The 17,991-nt window shown below is 69.8% G+C and carries 24 protein-coding genes, 1 tRNA gene and 1 pseudogene; 15 read left to right on the forward strand and 11 right to left on the reverse strand.

Features of this window, described 5'->3' with window-relative positions:
* The first annotated feature begins 27 nt into the window (after positions 1-27).
* The 5 genes from ACZ68L_RS12900 to hemC are packed head-to-tail and all read left to right on the forward strand — an operon-like array spanning position 28 to position 2,746.
* Complete coding sequence (locus ACZ68L_RS12900) at positions 28-468, forward strand: ATP-binding protein (RefSeq protein ID WP_469576612.1); 441 nt, start codon at positions 28-30, stop codon at positions 466-468.
* The gene (locus ACZ68L_RS12905) at positions 465-944 is read left to right on the forward strand and encodes a hypothetical protein (RefSeq protein WP_469576613.1); all 480 of its coding nucleotides are present in this window, start codon (positions 465-467) and stop codon (positions 942-944) included. The genes ACZ68L_RS12900 and ACZ68L_RS12905 overlap by 4 nt, the downstream gene beginning before the upstream one ends.
* A complete protein-coding gene (locus tag ACZ68L_RS12910; protein WP_469576615.1) occupies positions 944-1,282 on the forward strand; it encodes a hypothetical protein in 339 nt (112 codons plus the stop codon). The genes ACZ68L_RS12905 and ACZ68L_RS12910 overlap by 1 nt, the downstream gene beginning before the upstream one ends.
* Positions 1,283-1,304: 22 nt before the next feature.
* Positions 1,305-1,775, forward strand: a complete 471-nt coding sequence (locus ACZ68L_RS12915; protein ID WP_469576616.1) for an NUDIX domain-containing protein — start codon at positions 1,305-1,307, stop codon at positions 1,773-1,775.
* A complete protein-coding gene (gene hemC / locus ACZ68L_RS12920) occupies positions 1,772-2,746 on the forward strand; it encodes a hydroxymethylbilane synthase (RefSeq protein ID WP_469576618.1) in 975 nt (324 codons plus the stop codon). Before ACZ68L_RS12915 ends, hemC begins: the two co-directional genes overlap by 4 nt.
* 118 nt (positions 2,747-2,864) lie before the next feature.
* Here the strand turns inward: hemC and ACZ68L_RS12925 are convergent.
* The 8 genes and pseudogenes from ACZ68L_RS12925 to ACZ68L_RS12960 all read right to left on the reverse strand — a co-directional run.
* Positions 2,865-3,089 (reverse strand): annotated as a pseudogene (locus ACZ68L_RS12925) (fatty acid--CoA ligase); the annotation flags it as partial.
* 163 nt (positions 3,090-3,252) lie between these two features.
* Positions 3,253-3,858: a SigE family RNA polymerase sigma factor gene (locus ACZ68L_RS12930; protein WP_469576619.1), complete on the reverse strand. Its 606-nt coding sequence runs from the start codon at positions 3,856-3,858 to the stop codon at positions 3,253-3,255.
* A gap of 205 nt (positions 3,859-4,063) precedes the next feature.
* Positions 4,064-5,230: a lipid-transfer protein gene (locus ACZ68L_RS12935; RefSeq protein WP_469576621.1), complete on the reverse strand. Its 1,167-nt coding sequence runs from the start codon at positions 5,228-5,230 to the stop codon at positions 4,064-4,066.
* Positions 5,227-5,622 (reverse strand): MaoC family dehydratase, encoded by a 396-nt coding sequence (locus ACZ68L_RS12940; protein ID WP_469576622.1) that lies wholly within the window; start codon positions 5,620-5,622, stop codon positions 5,227-5,229. The genes ACZ68L_RS12935 and ACZ68L_RS12940 overlap by 4 nt, the downstream gene beginning before the upstream one ends.
* The gene (locus tag ACZ68L_RS12945) at positions 5,619-6,653 is read right to left on the reverse strand and encodes an acyl-CoA dehydrogenase family protein (RefSeq protein ID WP_469576623.1); all 1,035 of its coding nucleotides are present in this window, start codon (positions 6,651-6,653) and stop codon (positions 5,619-5,621) included. The genes ACZ68L_RS12940 and ACZ68L_RS12945 overlap by 4 nt, the downstream gene beginning before the upstream one ends.
* Position 6,654: 1 nt before the next feature.
* The gene (locus ACZ68L_RS12950) at positions 6,655-7,614 is read right to left on the reverse strand and encodes a bifunctional MaoC family dehydratase N-terminal/OB-fold nucleic acid binding domain-containing protein (RefSeq protein WP_469576624.1); all 960 of its coding nucleotides are present in this window, start codon (positions 7,612-7,614) and stop codon (positions 6,655-6,657) included.
* Positions 7,611-8,798, reverse strand: coding sequence for an acyl-CoA dehydrogenase family protein (locus ACZ68L_RS12955; protein WP_469576626.1), 1,188 nt, complete (start codon positions 8,796-8,798; stop codon positions 7,611-7,613). Before ACZ68L_RS12955 ends, ACZ68L_RS12950 begins: the two co-directional genes overlap by 4 nt.
* A gap of 364 nt (positions 8,799-9,162) precedes the next feature.
* The gene (locus ACZ68L_RS12960) at positions 9,163-9,474 is read right to left on the reverse strand and encodes a hypothetical protein (protein ID WP_469576627.1); all 312 of its coding nucleotides are present in this window, start codon (positions 9,472-9,474) and stop codon (positions 9,163-9,165) included.
* A gap of 335 nt (positions 9,475-9,809) precedes the next feature.
* Between ACZ68L_RS12960 and ACZ68L_RS12965 the strand changes: the two genes are divergently transcribed.
* From ACZ68L_RS12965 to ACZ68L_RS12980, 4 genes are all read left to right on the forward strand, one after another.
* Positions 9,810-10,694: a bifunctional DNA primase/polymerase gene (locus ACZ68L_RS12965; protein WP_469576629.1), complete on the forward strand. Its 885-nt coding sequence runs from the start codon at positions 9,810-9,812 to the stop codon at positions 10,692-10,694.
* 109 nt (positions 10,695-10,803) lie between these two features.
* Positions 10,804-11,391: a DUF6232 family protein gene (locus ACZ68L_RS12970; RefSeq protein ID WP_469576631.1), complete on the forward strand. Its 588-nt coding sequence runs from the start codon at positions 10,804-10,806 to the stop codon at positions 11,389-11,391.
* Positions 11,388-11,735 carry a hypothetical protein gene (locus ACZ68L_RS12975; protein ID WP_469576633.1) on the forward strand — a complete coding sequence of 116 codons (348 nt, stop codon included), beginning with the start codon at positions 11,388-11,390 and terminating at the stop codon, positions 11,733-11,735. The genes ACZ68L_RS12970 and ACZ68L_RS12975 overlap by 4 nt, the downstream gene beginning before the upstream one ends.
* 508 nt (positions 11,736-12,243) lie before the next feature.
* The gene (locus ACZ68L_RS12980) at positions 12,244-12,714 is read left to right on the forward strand and encodes a hypothetical protein (RefSeq protein WP_469576635.1); all 471 of its coding nucleotides are present in this window, start codon (positions 12,244-12,246) and stop codon (positions 12,712-12,714) included.
* 58 nt (positions 12,715-12,772) lie between these two features.
* Here the strand turns inward: ACZ68L_RS12980 and ACZ68L_RS12985 are convergent, their stop codons facing one another.
* Entirely contained in the window at positions 12,773-13,168 is a 396-nt protein-coding gene (locus ACZ68L_RS12985) for a TetR-like C-terminal domain-containing protein (protein ID WP_469576637.1), read from the reverse strand.
* A 303-nt stretch (positions 13,169-13,471) separates the two neighbouring features.
* Between ACZ68L_RS12985 and ACZ68L_RS12990 the strand changes: the two genes are divergently transcribed.
* Positions 13,472-14,005 carry an NUDIX hydrolase gene (locus ACZ68L_RS12990; protein ID WP_401146918.1) on the forward strand — a complete coding sequence of 178 codons (534 nt, stop codon included), beginning with the start codon at positions 13,472-13,474 and terminating at the stop codon, positions 14,003-14,005.
* On the opposite strand, the gene ACZ68L_RS12995 is transcribed toward ACZ68L_RS12990, so the two are convergent.
* A complete protein-coding gene (locus tag ACZ68L_RS12995; protein ID WP_469576640.1) occupies positions 13,983-15,329 on the reverse strand; it encodes a hypothetical protein in 1,347 nt (448 codons plus the stop codon). The two genes, ACZ68L_RS12990 and ACZ68L_RS12995, sit on opposite strands and share 23 nt — an antisense overlap.
* A gap of 123 nt (positions 15,330-15,452) precedes the next feature.
* Here ACZ68L_RS12995 and ACZ68L_RS13000 point away from each other — a divergent pair, with 123 nt between their 5' ends.
* The 5 genes from ACZ68L_RS13000 (at position 15,453) to ACZ68L_RS13020 (ending at position 17,494) form a co-directional block, all read left to right on the forward strand.
* Entirely contained in the window at positions 15,453-15,653 is a 201-nt protein-coding gene (locus ACZ68L_RS13000; protein ID WP_362234962.1) for a hypothetical protein, read from the forward strand.
* Complete coding sequence (locus ACZ68L_RS13005) at positions 15,653-15,982, forward strand: hypothetical protein (RefSeq protein WP_469576643.1); 330 nt, start codon at positions 15,653-15,655, stop codon at positions 15,980-15,982. The genes ACZ68L_RS13000 and ACZ68L_RS13005 overlap by 1 nt, the downstream gene beginning before the upstream one ends.
* The gene (locus tag ACZ68L_RS13010; protein WP_469576645.1) at positions 15,970-16,191 is read left to right on the forward strand and encodes a hypothetical protein; all 222 of its coding nucleotides are present in this window, start codon (positions 15,970-15,972) and stop codon (positions 16,189-16,191) included. The genes ACZ68L_RS13005 and ACZ68L_RS13010 overlap by 13 nt, the downstream gene beginning before the upstream one ends.
* A gap of 151 nt (positions 16,192-16,342) precedes the next feature.
* Positions 16,343-16,468, forward strand: a complete 126-nt coding sequence (locus tag ACZ68L_RS13015) for a hypothetical protein (RefSeq protein WP_469576647.1) — start codon at positions 16,343-16,345, stop codon at positions 16,466-16,468.
* 276 nt (positions 16,469-16,744) lie between these two features.
* Positions 16,745-17,494 carry a dienelactone hydrolase family protein gene (locus ACZ68L_RS13020; RefSeq protein ID WP_469576649.1) on the forward strand — a complete coding sequence of 250 codons (750 nt, stop codon included), beginning with the start codon at positions 16,745-16,747 and terminating at the stop codon, positions 17,492-17,494.
* 393 nt (positions 17,495-17,887) lie between these two features.
* On the opposite strand, the gene ACZ68L_RS13025 is transcribed toward ACZ68L_RS13020, so the two are convergent.
* Positions 17,888-17,972: transfer RNA gene (locus tag ACZ68L_RS13025), tRNA-Ser, on the reverse strand.
* Positions 17,973-17,991: the final 19 nt, after the last annotated feature.

The raw sequence follows: 17,991 nt of genomic DNA on the forward strand, positions 1-17,991 counted from the left end.
GTCACGGTTGGCCCGAAGGGGAGAGGCATGATCAAAAATCGGACGGACGAGCCCCCGTGCTGCGTCCCACCCAGCGGGCCGCCGGCGCAAGCGCTGTTCCCCTCCGCCAAAGAGGCAGCGGGATACGCCCGCCGTCACGTGCGCGAGGTTCTGGCCCACGACGATCCCCCGGTCGAGGGCGAACCGCTCGGCGACGTCTTGGTCGTTGTCTCCGAACTGGTCACCAACGCGTACCGCTACGGGACCTTGCCGGGCCAATTCGTGACCGTCACCGTCCTGACGACCTCCGAGCGCGTGCGGATCGAAGTTCAGGACACCATGCGGCGCCGCCCCACCTTCCGCAGGGGCGGGGGCGCGCACGGGAGTGGCAGGGGGCGCGGCCTGCACATCGTCGACGAACTGTCCGTGCGATGGGACGTCGACGACCGACCGGACGGAAAAATCGTATGGGCGGAGGTAGCAAGATGACTGACAGCAAGATCACGGTTCGAGCCGTACCCGGCCCCGCGTTCCTGGCACGCCTCACCGTGGCGACCTGGCTCGACACGCGGTCCCTCGACTTCCCCCTCGGGCACATGCTCATCTGCCACGCACCCCCGCGCGGCGAGGAGACAGAGGCAACGGTCGAGGATGGCCTGTTGGGGTTCGTCGGCGCCGTGGGCTTACGCCCGGCCGCCGACGCTATGCCCGACCTCGGCGCCCGCCTGATCACGCGCGGCCCCTTCGTCGTCCTCGACTACGGACACCCGACCGAATACCTGTCCGTGCCCACCCCCGGCGACCGGTGGCGCCAGCACCTCGCCGCAGGCGGCATCGTCTGCATAACCGTCCCCCTCGACACCCTGCCACCGGGCGCCGGCCCCGACGCCGTCGACGCACTCCTCGCCCGCAGCTTCGCGAACAACCGGGCCTATGTCGGCGCGACCACCGTGCGGAACCCGTGATGACCGCGGAACCGGTCGAGGGCGACGACCGGCCCATCCCGCCCCCCTTCATGTGGGCCTGCGCCGAGTGCTCGATATGGCTGCTGCGCCTCGCCGCCAAGTGGACCAGCGACGTCCCGTGGGACGGCGTCACCGATGACAACGGTTGCCTGACGGAACAGCTCGCCCTCGCGGCACACATCGCCGTCGCCCACCCCGAGGACGTACCGCCGCAGCACCTCGACAACTGCGACCTATGCCCGTCGTACGCCAAGGCCCCGGACGACGCCGCGCGCGTCTGGGCCGAGCACCGCGCCCGCGGTCACTTCATGCCGCCGTCACACGCCCGCCTGCTGTGATCCCACCCGAAAGGTTGCGCCCATGTCGCCCCCGGCACCCGGTCACCCGATCACGGCATACGTACTGATCACCAACCCGGCCGACGACCTGCTCGTCGTCCACCCGGCCAAGCCCGACCGCCCGTGGCAGTTGCCCGGCGGGGTCGTCGAGCAGAAGGAATCCCCCCTCGATGCCGTTCGCCGAGAGGTCCGGGAAGAACTCGGCCTCGAAATCAACGTCGACGAGTGGGACCTGTTCGCCGTCGAGTGGCTACAAGCCACCCGCCCCGGCCGCCGCGACCGCCTCGCAATCCTGTTCGCCGGGCCTGTCCTCGACCCGTCCGACACCGACCGCATCAAGTTGCAGCCCGAAGAACTCGACATGTGGCGATGGATGAACCGCACCGAAGCCCGATCGCTGCTGCATCCCGCGATCGTCAACCGAATCGTGGGCCCGCTCCAGACACCCGGCAGCGCGGTCTACCGTGAAACCAGACACGAAGGGACGTTATGACCTCCTCCGACTTCCCCGCCCGGAAGCTGCGCATCGGAACCCGTAGCTCACCGCTGGCCATCGCCCAGGTGGACCAGGTGGTGGCCCTGCTGCGCAAGCACGAACCCGACCTCGACATCGAGGTCGTACCCGTGACGACCGAAGCCGACAAGTGGCAAGGCGATCTTGCGCAGCTCGGCGGGAAGGGCCTGTTCGTCCGCGAGATCGACACCATGTTGCAGCGCGGGCAAGTCGACATGGCCGTTCACTGCATGAAGGACGTCCCCGGAGACGTACCCATGCCGCGCGGCCTGATCTTCGCCGCCTACCTGGAACGCGACGACGTGCGCGACGTCCTACTCGTCCCCGACGGCTCCGACGTGCTGACGCTCTCCGACCTCCCGGCCGGCGCCTCCGTCGCCACCTCCGCCGTGCGGCGTAAGGCACAGATCAACCGCGTGCGCCCCGACCTCAACGTCGTCCGCGTCCGCGGCCTGGTCGGTACCCGCCTCGATAAGCTCGACGGCCGCAAGAAGATGGACCACAAGCTAGATGCGATGGTCCTTGCACGGGCCGGCCTCGAACGCCTCGACCTCATGAACCGGGCGCGGCAGGTGTTCGAGGTCGACGAGATGTTGCCGGCCATCGGCGCGGGCGCCCTCGGCCTCGAATGCCGGAAGGACGACGACGCGGTCGCCTATCTGCTGTCGCTGCTTAACCACGAACGCACCATGATCGAGATCACCGCCGAGCGGGTCATGCTGCATGGCCTGCGAGGACACTGCAACAGCCCCATCGCAGGGCACTGCGTCACGGACCCCGACGGGCAGCTCAGCTTGCGCGGCATGGTCTTCTCGCGCGACGGGAGCAAGTTCGTTCACGCCCACATGTGGGGTGAGTCGCTGAACGACCCGGCGGTACTCGGCTCCCGTGTCTGCGCCGAGCTGCTGCGACAGGGCGCCATGGACATCATCAACGGCATCCCCCACTAGGCACGGTCCACAAGCAACGGCGCCCCCTCTGGGATCTCTCCCGGCGGGGGCGCCGTCTTGTTTCCGCAGGTCGTAGCGCTATCACCGTTGCTGCTCACGCGTCACATGCACCAGAGACGTTGTTCCACAGGAGGGTGCTTATGCGCTGGTCGCCGTCGACACCGAGTTCGTCGCGCAGCGCGTGCGCGAGCTGCGCGGCGCGTCGGCCGATCTCGGCGAAGCTGCGCCGCTGCGGCTCGGGCTCGCCTGTCCAGGTCGTGACCTGCGACTTCCCGTGAATGGTCATCCCGTGTTCGAGGATGCGGGTGACAGTCAGCGGTACGTCCTGCATGGTGCTCAGCACGGCGTCCTCCCGGTGGGCGCTACGCGGCAGTAGGGGTTCCGCTGATTCTGCGCACATACCGGGCGGTATGTCACTAGGTCTCGGGGTACGAATCGGTGTCGTTCGCCGAAACCGGTCCCGGGCGGGCGCCCGTCCGCCCGTCCGTCCATCCATCCGTCCGGGATCACCGCACCGGGGCCAGCTCCGGATCCTCCCTGAGCTTGCCGAGCGCCCGCGACACCGCGCTCTTCACGGTGCCGACGGACACCCCGAGCACCTCGGCCGTCTGGGCCTCGCTGAGATCCTCGTAGTACCGCAGGACCACCATCGCCCGCTGCCGGTCCGGGAGTTTCAGCACGGCCCGCCACATCGCGTCGTGCAGCGTCTGGTGCTCCGCCGGGTCGGGTGTCGGCGCGGCCTCCTGCTCGGGCAGCTCGTCGCAGGCGTACTCGTCGACCTTGCGCTTGCGCCACTGCGAGGTCCGGGTGTTCAGCAGCGCCCGGCGGACATAGCCGTCGAGAGCGCGGTGGTCCTCGATCCGTTCCCAGGCGACGTACGTCTTGGTGAGCGCGGTCTGCAGCAGGTCCTCGGCATCGCTCGGGTTCGCGGTGAGCGAGCGGGCGGCGCGCAGCAGCACGGGCCCCCGTGCCCGTACGTACGAGGAGAACGACGGATACCGAGCGTGCTGGGCCCGCGAGGCGTACGGGTTGTGCGCGGCGTACGAACCGTGCGGGACGTGTCCGATGGCGGCAGCTCCCCCGGAGGTGCCCGTGCAGACTGGCGTGGTCATGGCTTCCACGCTAGAAGCGGGCGCCGCCGCGTGGATCGGCCCCAGGTCCCGAAACGGCGTCCGCCTCAGGGTGTAGGGGTGGGGCCCGCTCCACCTCCTGTAGGTGGAGTTCTCGTCGTCAGGGCTCAGGGTCGCCCCCGATGCCCCGTCGGGCCGGCGTCGCCGCCCGCGCCCGAACGGCGACCGCGCAGCCGGTCGCCCGCGCTCAGTCGGCCACGCCCAGTATCAGACCCGAGGTGGGTACGCCGGTGCCTGCCGTGACCAGTGTTCTGGCCGCCCCGGGCAGCTGGTTCACCGACGTGCCCCGGATCTGCCGGACCGCCTCCGCGATGCCGTTCATCCCGTGCAGATACGCCTCCCCCAGCTGACCACCGTGCGTGTTCAGGGGCAGCGCGCCGGACGCGACGAAGTCGGCGGCCTCCCCCGGCGCGCAGAAGCCGAACTCCTCCAGCTGCATCAGGACGAACGGCGTGAAGTGGTCGTAGAGGATGGCCACATCGATGTCGGCGGGGGAGAGGCCGGAGTTGCGCCACAGCTGCCGGGCGACCACCCCCATCTCCGGCAGGCCGGTCAGATCGTCCCGGTAGAAGCTGGTCATCTGTTCCTGCGCCCGTCCGGCCCCCTGGGCGGCGGCCACGATCACGGCGGGCGGCCGCGGCAGGTCCCGGGCCCGCTCCGCGCTGGTGACGACGATCGCCTGCCCGCCGTCGGTCTCCTGACAGCAGTCGAGCAGCCGCAGGGGTTCGACGATCCACCGCGACGCGGCGTGGTCGGCCAGGGTGATCGGCTTCCCGTAGAAGTACGCCGCCGGGTTACGGGCGGCGTGGCGCCGGCCGGTGACCGCGACATGGCCGAAGACGTCCGGCGTCAGCCCGTGGGCGTGCAGATAGCGCTGGGCGGCCATGGCGACCCAGGAGGCCGGCGTGAGCAGCCCGAAGGGGAGGTTCCAGCCGAGCGCCGCGCCCTCCGCCGTGGGCTCCCGGCGCTGTACCCCGGAGCCGAACCTGCGCCCGGAGCGCTCGTTGAACGCCCGGTAGCAGACCACGACGTCGGCCACCCCGCTCGCCACGGCCAGCGCCGCCTGCTGGACGGTGGCGCAGGCCGCGCCGCCTCCGTAGTGGACGCGGGAGAAGAACGTCAGCTCACCGATGCCGGCCGCCTGGGCGACGGTGATCTCGGGGCTGGTGTCCATGGTGAACGTGACCAGGCCGTCGACATCGGACGGGGTCAGCCCCGCGTCGTCCAGGGCGGCCCGCACCGCCTCGACGGCAAGTTTGAGTTCGCTGCGCCCGGAGTCCTTGGAGAACTCGGTCGCCCCGATCCCCACGACCGCCGCCCTGCCGCCGAGCGAGTCGGCCCCGCGCAGGCTCATGCCGCCCCCTCCGGAACGCCGACGGTCACGGTGCCGGTGACGTGCCTGCCGAGAGCGTTGGTCCCGACGACCTCCACCTCGGCCGTCCCGTCGTTGCCGAGGGCGGTGACCGTGCCGCTCAGAACCATGGTGTCCCCGGGGTAGTTGGGCGCGCCCAGCCTGATGGCGACCCTGCGGAGCACGGCCGACGGGCCGAGCCGCTCGGTCACGTACCTGCCGACCAGGCCGTTGGTCGTCAGGATGTTCATGAAGATGTCCGGGGACCCCTTCTCCCGGGCGAGCTCCGCGTCATGGTGCACGTCCTGGTAGTCGCGGGAGGCGATGGCGCCCGCCACGATCAGGGTGCGGGTCACCGCGATCTCCAGCGGCGCCAGCTCCTCACCGACCTTCACTCCGATCCCTCCTTCACCAGCGACCGGCCGAGTTCCTGAAGCACTTCGCTGCCGCAGCCCAGATGGGCGTCGAGCTGACGGCCCCAGAGGAAGTGGCGGTGTACGGGGTGGTCGAGGTCCGCGCCCGTTCCGCCGTGCAGATGCTGTCCGGCGTGCACCACCCGCTTGCCTGCCTCCGACGCCCACCAGGCGGCGGTCAGCGCCTGCGGCCCGTACGGCAGTCCCGCGTCATGGCGCCAGGCGGCCTCGTACGCGGTGACCCGGATCGCCTCGGTGTCCATATGGGCGTCGGCGGCGCGCAGCAGCACCGCCTGCTTGGTGGAGAGCGGGCGCCCGAACTGCTCGCGGGTGTTCGTATGGGCGACGGCGCGGGCCAGCGATCCGGCGCACACCCCGGCCTGCAGGCCGGCGAACGCGGTCCGGCCCGCCGCCAGTACCGCCTCGTACGCCCCGGCGCCGCCGAGCCGCTCCCCGGGCGCCCGGTCCAGCACGAGCCGCGCCGCCGACCACGGAGCCGTGGTCTCCACCGGTTCGGTCGCCACCCCCGGGCCGTCGGTCCGTACGATCCACAGCGCCCGGTCCGCGTCCGCGACGAGGACGAGGTCCGCGTCCCGCAGCCACGGCACGTACGGCACGCTGCCGCTCAGCCGCTCCTCGTCGTCCCTCCAAAGCCCGCCACGCGCCGGGAACGCCCCGGTGGCGACGGCCGTGCCGTCCCGCAGCGGGGGCAGCAGTCGCTCCCGCTGTTCGTCCGTGCCGTGCCCGGCGACGGCGAGCAGCCCGTGGACACAGCTCGCCGCGAACGGCACCTGCGCCGTCGTCCGGCCCTGCTCCTCCAGCAGGAGTACCAGGCCCAGGAGCCCGATCTCCTCGACGGCGGCGGTCAGTCCTGCCGCGCAGAGCTCCTTCCACAGCTCGGCGTCCGTCCCCGTGCCCGCCGCGGCCAGGCGCTCGTGCGTCGACAGATCCCCGAAGATCCGTGCCGCCAGCCCCTGTGCCGCCGCCTGCTCCTCGGTGGGTGCGAAGTCCATGTCAGCCCTCGTCTCCCCGGAAGACCGGAAGTTCCAACTCCGGGTCCGTGCGGAGGAATTCCAGCCGCACCGGCATCCCCGCCCGTACCTTGTCGTACGGCACACCGATCACATTGCTGACCATCCGCACGCCCTCGGCCAGCTCTATCAACGCCACCGCGTACGGCCCGCCCTCCTCATGGGCGCCGAAGGCGGGGAAGGGCGGGTGATGCATCACGACATGGCTGAAGACGGTTCCCTCGCCGCTCGCCTCGACCGTGTCCCATTCCTGGCAGCCGCACGCGTTGCAGCCGGGCAGCCAGGGGAAGCGCAGCGTCGCGCACGCGCCGCACCGCTGGATCAGCAGCCTGTGCTCGGCGACGCCCTGCCAGAACCCGGCGTTGTCCCGGTTGATCACCGGCCTCGGGCGCGGGCTCCGGCCGCCGCGGCGCGCCGCGCGCTTCGCCCCGGCGGGGGCGTACTTGAGGATCCGGAAGCGGTGCGTCCCGGCGGGCTCCTCCTCCGCGCGGACGTCCATGCGCGTCGTCACGAAGTAGCCCGTCCCCAGCTTGGTCGTCTTGCGCTCCGAGACCGACTCGATCACCGCGTCGAACGTGATCCGGTCGCCGGGCCGCAACGGCCGCAGATACTCCTGTTCGCAGTCGGTCGCCACCACCGAGGTGTATCCGGCGCCGTCGAGCAGGCCGAACAGCTCCTCGTACGCCGGGGAGCGGTCGGTGTGGCCCGACAGTCCGCCCATCGTCCACGCCTGCAGCATCGTCGGCGGAGCGATCGCCTCCGGCCCCGTGTAGGCGGGGGCGGTGTCCCCCATCGCCTCGCACCAGTGCCTGATCATCGGCTCGTTGACCGGGTCCTTGCCGACGCCGGCGGTCGCGGCGGCCCGTCCCTCGAACTCCTTGAGCCGCTCGTACAACCGGTCCGGCTCGCCCGCCTCCTCCCGCCCGTTCCGCGCGCCCGTCACCGCGCGCCCCTCTTCATGCCGAGCCGCATCGTCGCGACGATCTCCCGCTGCACCTCGCTCACTCCGCCCCCAAAGGTGTTGATCTGCGCCGCCCTGTTCATCCGTTCCAGCTCCCCGTCCCCGAAGCAACCGGGCGAACCGCCCCGGACCGTGCCGGCCTCCCCCACGATTTCCTGGCAGATCCGGTAGACCTCGACGGCGCTCTCGGTCCCCGCGAACTTCACGCCGCTCGCCTCGCCGGGGGCCAGCGAACCCCCGCCGACCTCCCCTACCAGGCGCCAGTTGAGCAGGCGCGTCGCCGCCAGCCGGGCGTACGCCTCGGCCAGCCGGGCCCGCACCCACGGCTCGTCGGCGGGACGCCGGCCCGTCATCGGATCGGGGGTGCGGGCGAAGTCGAGTGCCGCCTCGTAGAAATCCTCGGCCTGCATCCCGATCGCGGCGAGAGCCACCCGTTCATGGTTCAGCTGGTTGGTGATCAGCCCCCAGCCGCCGTTCTCCGCGCCGACCAGATGGGTGAGGGGCACCCGTATTCCGTCGTAGTAGGTGGATGTCGTGGTCAGTCCGCCCACGGTCTCGATCGGCGTCCAGGCAAACCCCGGGACATCCGTCGGAACCAGAATGATCGAGATGCCCCGGTGCTTCGGCGCGTCCGGGTCCGTACGGCAGGCGAGCCAGATCCAGTCCGCGTTCTGCGCGTTGCTGGTGAAGATCTTCTGCCCGTCGATCAGCCAGGAGTCGCCGTCCCGCACCGCCCGGGTACGCAGCGCCGCGAGGTCGGTGCCGGCCTCCGGCTCGCTGTAGCCGATGGCGAAGACGAGGTCGCCGCTGAGGATCCGGGGCAGGAAGTACGCCTTCTGCTCATCGGTCCCGTACTTCATCAGGGTCGGCCCGACGGTGTTGAGGGTGACCATCGAGACGGGTGCCCCCGCCCGGTAGGCCTCGTCGAAGAAGACGAACTGCTCGTCGGGCCCACGGCCCTGACCGCCGTACTCGACGGGCCAGCCGAGTCCGAGCATCCCGTCGGCGCCGATCCGGCGCAACAGCCGGCGCTGCTCGGCCCGGTCCTCGGCCAGACCCTCGGATCCGGGCCCCGGCCCCGTGTCCCTCCTGGGCATCACCTTGCCGAAGTACGTGCGGAGTTCGGCGCGCAGCTGTCGCTGACGTTCCGTCTGGGCGAGGTGCACGGCGGCTGCCTCCCGGACACGGGCGTACGGATCAGGATTTCTGACTGTCCGTCAGATACCTGTACGCTGTCAAGGTCGACGACACCCGGGGAGCGGCTTCCGGCACAGTCTCGCCCGGCTTCCGGCGCGGCTTCCGGCGCGGCTTCCGGCAATGTCTCCGGCACGGCTTCCGGCGCGGTCTCCGGCGCGACTTCCGGCACGGCGTCCGGCACAGTCTCCGGCGCGGCTTCCGGCAGGCCCCCGACCGCGACCGCCGGGGCAACGCGAAGCGGCCTGCGCGAGGGCGCCGAAGCACCCCCGGGCAGGCCGCTGTTACTCAGTCAGCCGTGGCCCGACCCTCCGACCGGCCCAGGACCGGCCCGGCTCACCAGAGCTTGGTGAAGTTCACCGCGACGGTCTCGCTGTGCTGATCGATCACGGTGAACGCCGATCCGTTCACCTGCGCGGAGGTGCTCCGGTTCGACGCCCCGGAACCGACGGCCTGCTGCTGCTGCGTGGACGAAATACCGGAGTTGTTGCCACCGACACCGCTGCCGGCGACCGTCGCGACGGCCGCGTTCGATCCGTCGTTCGCGAACGAGCCGTTGTCGGCCTGGGCCACGCCGCCGAAGAGCGCGGCGGCGAGGGGCAGGGCTGCGACAGCGGCGAGGGCACGAGCGGTACGGATGCTTGCCATGTCAATTCCTCCAGGAACCGAAAGTACGGCTTGTTCCGGGCCAGTTGGCCGACCGCCCCGGTTGGTCACGACGTCGCGACACCAGAGTTGCCCACCGAATCCCCGGCGAACCACCCAGGCGATCCGATTCCCCCGCAAGCATGAGGATCACCCGATAAACCCCTTCGCGCCCCCAAAGCCCCAGCTCACTCCCCCCTCCCGCGCCCCCTCCTGCCCCACCCCCACCCCCTCCGGCCCGCCCGATCCGCACCACCCAGGAGGAGAAACGTTCCAGCATCTGGCCCACCCCCGACCGCACCCCTTCCCATTTTCGAACATTCGTACGAAAATAAAGCATGGCCATCACTGACCGGCAGACCGCCGCCCTGGCCCTCGCCCACGCGCTCTCCGCCGCCGAGCGCGGGCTCCCCGTCATCCCGCTCACCGCCGGCAAACTCCCCGCCCTGCCCTCCCCGCACCGGAACGAGGACCGGCCGGTCGCCTGCCGGGGCGCCTGCGGCCGACCCGGACACGGGGTCCACGACGCCACCACCGACCCCGCCGCCGTACGCGCCCTCTTCGCCGCAGCCCCGTGGGCCACCGGCTACGGGATCGCCTGCGGCCGGCCCCCGCACCACCTCATCGGCATCGACCTGGACATCGACACCACCGGTCGCCACGACTCCGCCGCGTCCCTCCAGCAGATAGCCCTGCACCACCTGTTCACCATTCCGCCGACCGTCACGGTCCTCACACCCAGCGGCGGCCGCCACATCTGGCTGACCGGCCCGCCCGGCGTCCCGGTACCGAACTCCGCCGGCCGCCTCGCCCACGGCATCGACGTCCGCGGCGCCGGAGGCTACCTGGTGGGCCCCGGCTCAGTCACCGCCCGCGGCACCTACCGGCTCGCCCCGGGTACCGCCGGCCTCCCGCCGGCCCCCTGCCCCCGCGCACTCCTGCGCCTGCTCAGGCCTCCCGCACGCCCTCACCACCCCACAGCTCGCCCCGACCGGGGCCGGGGGCTGGTCCGGTTCGTCCTCGCGGCACGCGAGGGTCAGCGCAATACACGGCTCTTCTGGGCAGCCTGCCGCGCCTACGAACACGGCTTCGGCGAAGCCCTCGCGGACGCCCTCGCCCACGCCGCCGTCCGCACCGGCCTCACCGAACACGAAGCCCGAGCCACCATCGCCTCGGCGGCCCGCCTCACGACCGGCCGGACGAACGACGGGACCGCGTGCTGAGATTGGCCGCTTTTGGTCTCTCGTCGAACCCGGAATACGCGTAATTAATGGTCCCCACACAGACGCGGAGCCGAACGTGGGCGCCGAGCCGACACGTACGGGGGAGCTCATGGAGAACACCGGAACCGGCGACATCCCACTGCCCGCGCCACCGCCGCCGGTAAGCGGAACCGGCGTCGACCTGAAGGTCGGCAAGCGGCTGCTGTGGGTGGGAGAGGCGGCCTATCCGCTGCACAACATCACCCGGGTCCACACCTTCGTACTCGTGCCCAAACGCCTGGAAGCCTTCATCAGCTTCCTGAAATGGCTCGGCATCACGTTCGTGCTGTTCGTCCTGCTCCAGACGACCAACGACAACGCGCCGTTCAGCGGGAACGCGAGCGATGTGGCCGACCTGCTGTGGTTCGTCGGCATCGCGCTCGCGATCGCCCTGGTCGTGCGTCTCATCGCGCAATTGGCCATGCCGTCCGAGCACGTACTGGCCATCGAGACGTCCAGCGCCTCCAGCGCGCTGGTGACACTGCCCAACCCTGACCAACTGCGCCAGCTCGTCCGATATCTCGTCAACGCCATCGAGAACCCGGAAACGGAATTGCAGGTACGTGTGGACCGAGTGCTGGTCAACCCGAAGAACTACCACTTCGGCGACAACGTGAACATGTACGGCGGGATGGGCAACACGGGAGTGAGCAAGTGACCGACGGCGACTCGTACCACTACGGCGACAACATCCACGGCGACAACGTCAACATGTACGGCGGTACGGGCAACACAGGCATCGTCAAGCACTCGTCCCCGGCTCTGCCGGAGGCGATCACGGAACTGGTGCGGCTGATCCAGGAGTTGCGCGGTGAGCTGGCGCCCGCGAGCGCTCGGGTCGTCGACGACGCCCTGCCCGCGCTCACCCCCGGGACGAACGCCCCGCAGGAGCGGCACCGTGCCCTGATCGCCGTGGCCACCATCGCCGCGACGGTCGGGACACTCGGCCAGCCGGTCGTCGAGGCGGTCGACAAGGTCCTGGGGCTGCTGGGCGCCCAGTAGGCGGCACACGAAGAGCCGGGCCCGCACCGCATGACGAAGGGGCGCCCCTGACACGGGACGCCCCTTCTGATCAGCACCTTCTCTGACCTGGCGGCGGGTGTGGGATGTGAACCCACGGTGACGCGCGCCACGACGGTTTTCAGGACCGGTCTGCCTATCGCCGCTCCGAGCCTTTGACCTCCGGCCGGACTCGCATGCGTACTTTCTGGCCAGAGGTTGGCCGATCGGACCTGTCAGCGACTCCCACGTCCCGTCCGCCACCACACGCGCGGCAGTCAGTCGAACTGGCTGGTACCACAGGGACTCATCCGGTTGCGACCTGCGGCGACACGCAAGGCCGCCGCCTCCTGGCCCCTTCCCGTGCGGCCAGGCCGATATGTCCCCGTAGTAGTGGATTCATGCCCGGGGGCGGGCACTGCCGCTGGGGGGACTGCTGGACTCCCGCTCTGCGCCTGTCGCTAGAGTGCGATGCTTGTTCGATTCGCCGCGAAGTGGAGGGGGAGTCGCTGTGAGCGCACAACTGAGAGATACCGCCGGAGAGTTGGCGGAAATATTGTGGCGGGAACACACCGTGTACCGGGAGCGGTCCGGCGGTGTGGTCATCCGGGGTGAGCATGTACGGCGGTGGATCAGCCTCGCTCCGTCGGGCGGCCGGGACGAGGTCCTCGTACGCGCGGGGCGCATCCTGGACGGCGGCACCACCGCTCCGGCGCGTTCGGAGGCCGTGGTGCCCCTCTCCGCCGGTACAGGCGTGCTCGCCGCGACCTGCCGTCGCCTGCTCGCCGAGACGGCGGCCGATGTGGCGCCGGTCGCGCCGGGACGGGCAGCTACCGGGCGGTCCAAGCGGCCCCATCAGTCCGGGAAGGCCGCGCGGCCCAAAGGCAGCGGGAAACACACCGGTTTCGGTTCATGGGTGATCCTCGCCTGCGTCGCCGGTGTGATCGCCCTGTACGTCTACAGCACCACGATGCACGGCTGACCAGCGGCTCGGTTCTGCCCCTCGGCCTTCCAATGACCCCTTCATGGCGTGGAGCAGGTCAGCTCGGGGTGTCGGCGAGCTGAGTGATGAGGAAGTCGAGCCGCTCCTCCTGGCCGTCCGGGGGGATACGGCCGCTGTCCGACAGAACGGCTATGCCGTGCAACGCGCTCCAGATGACTTCCGCGAACAGTTCGCGTCGCGCGTTGTCCGGGCGGAAGCAGCTGACGAATTCGTCGAAGGCGGCGCGCAGCGGGGGCGGTGTCTCGGCGTGCGCGAACTTCACGTCGGTCGGCATGACGAACACGGCCTGATAGAGGGCGGGCCGCTCGGTGGCGAACTCCAGGTAGGCGCGGCAGACGGCGTGCAGGGCCTGCCGCGGCTCGGGGTTGGCCAGCCGGTCACGGCGCAGGTGGGCGGCGAGTTCGCCGAAGCCGTCGATCGCGACGGCGCGCACGATGGCGTCCTTGCCGCTGAAGAAATAGGCTCGGCCATCGGCCGCGCGAACATGCGACGAGCAGTTCCAGAATTCGACTTGCCCTTTGAATCTCTCTTGAAAGAGATCCCAAGAGTCAGGCCCCTTTTCGCCTGACGCTCCGAAGATGTCCACCAAGCCCAGGCTGGTATCAAACCGATTCACCCCCTCAGCCCAGAGAGTAATCATCTTAGGCAGCAAATCAGCCCTGCTGACTGCCAGATGACAGTCACAGAGCCCGGCCTGCTCTGCGATGCTGGAGGTCGATCGAGAGGGGCCGCAGCGATGCAGTGGAAGATCCACGGGGAACGTCCGATCTACGAGAACAGCTGGGTGAACCTGTGGCTCACCGACGTCGAGACGCCGGACGGGAACCGCTGGGAGCATCACGTCGTCAAGCTCCGGCACCTGGCCGTAGCCGCCGTGGTCAACGAGCGCCGCGAGGTGCTGATGATGTGGCGGCACCGCTTCATCACGGACGCTTGGGCGTGGGAGCTGCCCATGGGCCTGGTCGAGGAAGGCGAAACGCCGGCCGACGCAGCCGCCCGTGAGGTCCTGGAGGAGACCGGCTGGCGGCCCGGCCCCATCAAGCCGCTGATCTACGCTGAGCCGGCCAATGGCATCACCGACTCCCAGCACCACGTCTTCCGGGCCGACGGAGCGACGTACGAGGGACCGCCGACCGAGAAGAATGAGTCGGACCGGATCGAGTGGATCCCGCTGGCCGACGTACGGGCCATGATCGACCGCCGCGAGATCGTCAGCAGCGGCTCCCTCGTCGGGCTGCTCTACGTCCTCATGGACGAGGCGATCCGCTGACCTGGCGGGGCAGCACTGCCCGGAGCCGGGCCTCGAATGCCACCGCGGTCGGCTCCCGGCGGAAGGGCTCCAGCTGCTCGTAGAACTCCCGCAAGTGGCCGGCGACTCGTTGCGAGCTGACGGCTGCTGCCGGGGCCAGGGCGTCCATGGCCGTGTGGCACGCTTCGTCGAGTTTGCCGCGCTGGAGCTGGGTGCGGGCGAGCCAGAAGGCATGGAAGGCGCGGCCTCGGTGGTTCGTCTGGTGTTCTCGGCGGAGGGCGTCCGCGATGAGTGGTTCGGCGAGGGCGGCTTCGCCCAGGCGGCCGTGCGCGATGCCGGTGTCCGCGATCAGCTTTGGTTCGTCGAAGTAGGCGACCCAGGCCGGATCCGGATCGCCGGTGCTGATCCGTCCGAACTGGGTGTGGGCTTCCGAGATCGCGGTGTGGGTCGCGCCGTGGTTGCCGAGGGTGGCGTGGGCGAAGGCTTCGCGCATTGCGAGCATGGCCAGCACGCGCGGCGTCGTCCCTGCGGCCGCTCGGGCCTGGTCCTGGGCGGCCGTGACAAGTGCGAGGGCGTCGCCGGGCTTGTCCTGGTAGGTGGCCTGGAGGCTCATGCAGGCGAGGACGTTGGCCATGAACTGGCGGTCGTCAACGGCCTTGGCCAGACCGAGGGATTCGGTGAAGTAGGCGCGTGCCTGGTTGTACTGGCGCGCGTCGAAATAGGTCCATCCGGTGAGCCGGGCCAGTTCGGCCGCGATGCTGTGCAGGCCGTCCCGCAGAGGAGCTGGCCGCTGTTCCTTGAGGAGATCGACGACGTAGCGGAGTTGGCCGACGACCGCCGGTCGTAAGGTCTCGCCGCCGTGCTCGTCGTCCCGGCGCCGGTAGTCCGCGATAGACGAGTGCAACGCATCCAGCGTCGATGCGCTGAGATCCCGCTCGGCCGCCAGGGCGAGGATGCTGTCGACGTCCGCCCCCGGCAGTCCGGCGACAAGCGGTTCGACGGCTGAGGCCGGCACCTCGACCGGTTGGCGGGGCGTGACCGTCAGGCCGGGCGGCGTCTCCCAAGAGCGTCGGGCAAGGCCGAGCATGTGTCCGGGGATGCGCAGTCCGTCCGAGATCCGTTCGATCACGTCCATGTGCAGCAACTGCCGCCGTCCGGCGATCACCTCGCCCACGCGGCTCGGCGTCAGGTCGCAGCAGCGCGCGATCATCGACGGATAGATGCCTGCTCGTACCTTTACCAGCTGAAAGATGCGGCCGAAGTCTCTGGCCTGGCATGCCTCGATCATCACTGGGTCCGTGAGCAGGCTGACCGGGAGTTCCTTCGAGCGAGATGGCTCGGGCATCGGGCACGCTCCGGCATGAGGACTACGGATCGCTGTACTTGGTCAACCGAGGGTGATGTTACCCAAGTTGGGTAATCCGCTTGGCCTTTCCGGCCGGGCCCGCGGATCGCGATGCTCCTGGCCATGGCGAACGGACAGGACGACGTACGGATGACGCTGCGGGTCTCCCGCGACTCCGGCCAGACGTGGGGGCCTCTCACGGAGGTACGCGTGGGCGAGGACCCGGTGGTCCCGGAGAATCCGGGCCGCTACCCGCCCTGCGTCTGCCCTCGGTGCTCGCAGCAGGCCCGGAATGCCGTCACATCCTTCCGGATGGTGTCGTGATGCGTTGCGCGCACTGGCGCCGGGTGCCCCTCGACCTGGCACGGGAAGCACGGGAGAAGTCGTCCGCGAAGTACATCGACAGGGCGGTGCAGTGCCAGCTGTCCGCGCACGACGAGGGTGAGCACTTCGGTCTCCTCACCGACGCCGGCGCGTACGGGACCGCGCTGTGGCTCCGCTGGCACGGGCCGGACGAGGCGGAACTTGTCGTACTGCCGGACTGCCCGGTGGCCGCCCCGGGTCCTGACGGTGAGGGCTGCTGTCTGTTCGCCGACCACGCCAAGCACCACACCTGGGAAGACACCTTGGAGGAGGTCTCGTGGCCCATCTGATCACGAGCCCGCACAAGACCCGGCGCCCTCGCTCGCCTCGCAACGAACAGCGCGGGGACTGCGGTGGCAGCGGCGCCAACTCGTCCGGCAAAACCTGCGGCACCTGCAACGGGCTGGGCGAAATCCACTGCCGCGCCGGCCGCCAGGAGTCCCACGCGCTGTCCCGTTCCGTGATCCGGAAGGAGGGCCACCGATGGCCCACGCTCTGATCGCATCCCCGTTCCTCGACGGACACCTGCTCCTCAAGCCAGGATCGAGGTCCGGTGCCCGCATCCCCGCCGACCACTACGAAGGCATCCGGCACGCCGCTGCCGGCGGTGAGGCTCTGCCCGCCTGGGCGGTACAGACCGCCGCCGACATATGGGTCTCGACCTGGTCGGCCGGCCCGCACAGGGCACCGTGCTGGTCCGCGAGCCGTCTCCGTACGGCTACTGCCGGGCGTCCTGGGAGATCAACCTCGGCTGCAACTTCGGCTGCATTCATTAGGCAAGTGGCTTGTCGGAATCAAGGTTGTCGGGCAGTTCCGGAGTCTCGAAGAGAGCCCGGGATCTTCTGCGGCTTTCGTGCGGTGGGCTATGCTCCGCGGCGATGACTACCGGGACGGCATTGCGCCACACACGGATTGGTGACCCGGTGCTCTTCTGAGCGCCGTACGGGCCGGTGAGGGCCCGCTGCTCGATCGAGGATCTTGCGCTGCTGCGCGGGCTCCGCCTCCTGTCGTGTTGATCACAGCTCGACACGTCAACCACGACAGGAGAACTCATGCCCACCAAGACGCTGCACATTGCCACCGCGGACCGCCAGGCCGACGCTTTCGCCGCCTTCCCCGACGATGGTGAGCGGCACCCAGGGGTGCTGATGTACGCGGACGGCTTTGGCATCCGGCCCGTGCTGCGGGAGATGGCCCGCGAACTGGCCAGGCACGGGTACTACGTGCTCGTCCCCAACTACTTCTACCGGCACGGCCCTGCACCGGTGATCGAACTTCCCGAGCACATCGGAGAAGAGGTCCGGCCCGCGGTCTTCGCCCAGCTGATGCCCTTGATCGAGGCGCACATCGCCGACGAACGTGTCCTGAGCGACGCAGACGCCTACCTCAGGTTCCTCACCGCACAGCCCGAGGTCGGCGCCGGACCGGTCGCGGTGACCGGCTACTGCATCGGCGGCCTCCTGGCGATGCGCACGGCCTCGGCCCACCCCGGCCAGGTGGCCGCTGTCGCCGGATTCCACTGCCCCGTGGTCGCAGACGGGCCCGACGGCCTGTACCGCCTCCTCTCCAAGATCACCGCCCAGGTCCACCTCGGCCACGCCGAAGGCGACCTGACGCCCGAGGCTCTCGGCGAGCTCAACCAGGCCCTGGAAGCCGCGGGGGTCGGCTACACCTCCGAGATCTACCCCGGCACCATCCACGGCTTCACCATGTCCGATACCGACGCCTTCAACCCCGCCGCGCTGCAGCGCCACTGGGACCGCCTGCTGCCCCTCCTCGACCGCACCCTGGCCAACCGCTGAGGCTCCGGCTCGGAAACCTAACCTGAAGTACACGGCTCTGGACTCCAAGGGGTTTCGAAGTCGGTGTGAGGGCGGGCTGAGCCCGCCCTCACCGCTCTGCCTGGACGCCTTGGCGGCCCGGCCCGGCATCGCTGCACGACGTCTGACGACCGTTCGGCTGGATGGATCAGTCTTTCTCTGTGGCGTACTTGGCAGGTCGCGCGATCAGGTCGGGCAGCTGGGGCTCCCGAGGTGTTTCTGCTGGCAGGCCGGTTCGCTGCCTGGTCCACGCCTGGCCCACACACCATGATCCAAAGCGGCACACGGGCGGGTCAGGGTGAGACAGGACCCCATGACGAAGGGGCGCCCCTGGTAAGGACACCCCTTCTGATCAGCGCATTGTCTGATCTGGTGCGGTGGGTGTGGGATTTGAACCCACGGTGACTCGCGCCACGACGGTTTTCAAGACCGTTCCCTTAGGCCGCTCGGGCAACCCACCCTGCCCCGCCCGCCAGGGG

This window comes from Streptomyces sp. NPDC104309 (assembly GCF_055584025.1).

What these genes read in the sequence shown, in the direction of transcription:
- ACZ68L_RS13000 (WP_362234962.1), top strand. Translation starts at nt 15,453, where the DNA reads ATGGCGAACGGACAGGACGACGTACGGATGACGCTGCGGGTCTCCCGC.
- ACZ68L_RS13005 (WP_469576643.1), top strand. Translation starts at nt 15,653, where the DNA reads ATGCGTTGCGCGCACTGGCGCCGGGTGCCCCTCGACCTGGCACGGGAA.
- ACZ68L_RS13020 (WP_469576649.1), top strand. Translation starts at nt 16,745, where the DNA reads ATGCCCACCAAGACGCTGCACATTGCCACCGCGGACCGCCAGGCCGAC.
- ACZ68L_RS12915 (WP_469576616.1), top strand. Translation starts at nt 1,305, where the DNA reads ATGTCGCCCCCGGCACCCGGTCACCCGATCACGGCATACGTACTGATC.
- ACZ68L_RS12960 (WP_469576627.1), bottom strand. Translation starts at nt 9,474, where the DNA reads ATGGCAAGCATCCGTACCGCTCGTGCCCTCGCCGCTGTCGCAGCCCTG.
- ACZ68L_RS12995 (WP_469576640.1), bottom strand. Translation starts at nt 15,329, where the DNA reads ATGCCCGAGCCATCTCGCTCGAAGGAACTCCCGGTCAGCCTGCTCACG.
- ACZ68L_RS12900 (WP_469576612.1), top strand. Translation starts at nt 28, where the DNA reads ATGATCAAAAATCGGACGGACGAGCCCCCGTGCTGCGTCCCACCCAGC.
- ACZ68L_RS12910 (WP_469576615.1), top strand. Translation starts at nt 944, where the DNA reads ATGACCGCGGAACCGGTCGAGGGCGACGACCGGCCCATCCCGCCCCCC.
- ACZ68L_RS12965 (WP_469576629.1), top strand. Translation starts at nt 9,810, where the DNA reads ATGGCCATCACTGACCGGCAGACCGCCGCCCTGGCCCTCGCCCACGCG.
- hemC (WP_469576618.1), top strand. Translation starts at nt 1,772, where the DNA reads ATGACCTCCTCCGACTTCCCCGCCCGGAAGCTGCGCATCGGAACCCGT.
- ACZ68L_RS12970 (WP_469576631.1), top strand. Translation starts at nt 10,804, where the DNA reads ATGGAGAACACCGGAACCGGCGACATCCCACTGCCCGCGCCACCGCCG.
- ACZ68L_RS12945 (WP_469576623.1), bottom strand. Translation starts at nt 6,653, where the DNA reads ATGGACTTCGCACCCACCGAGGAGCAGGCGGCGGCACAGGGGCTGGCG.
- ACZ68L_RS12930 (WP_469576619.1), bottom strand. Translation starts at nt 3,858, where the DNA reads ATGACCACGCCAGTCTGCACGGGCACCTCCGGGGGAGCTGCCGCCATC.
- ACZ68L_RS12905 (WP_469576613.1), top strand. Translation starts at nt 465, where the DNA reads ATGACTGACAGCAAGATCACGGTTCGAGCCGTACCCGGCCCCGCGTTC.
- ACZ68L_RS13015 (WP_469576647.1), top strand. Translation starts at nt 16,343, where the DNA reads ATGGGTCTCGACCTGGTCGGCCGGCCCGCACAGGGCACCGTGCTGGTC.
- ACZ68L_RS12990 (WP_401146918.1), top strand. Translation starts at nt 13,472, where the DNA reads ATGCAGTGGAAGATCCACGGGGAACGTCCGATCTACGAGAACAGCTGG.
- ACZ68L_RS12935 (WP_469576621.1), bottom strand. Translation starts at nt 5,230, where the DNA reads ATGAGCCTGCGCGGGGCCGACTCGCTCGGCGGCAGGGCGGCGGTCGTG.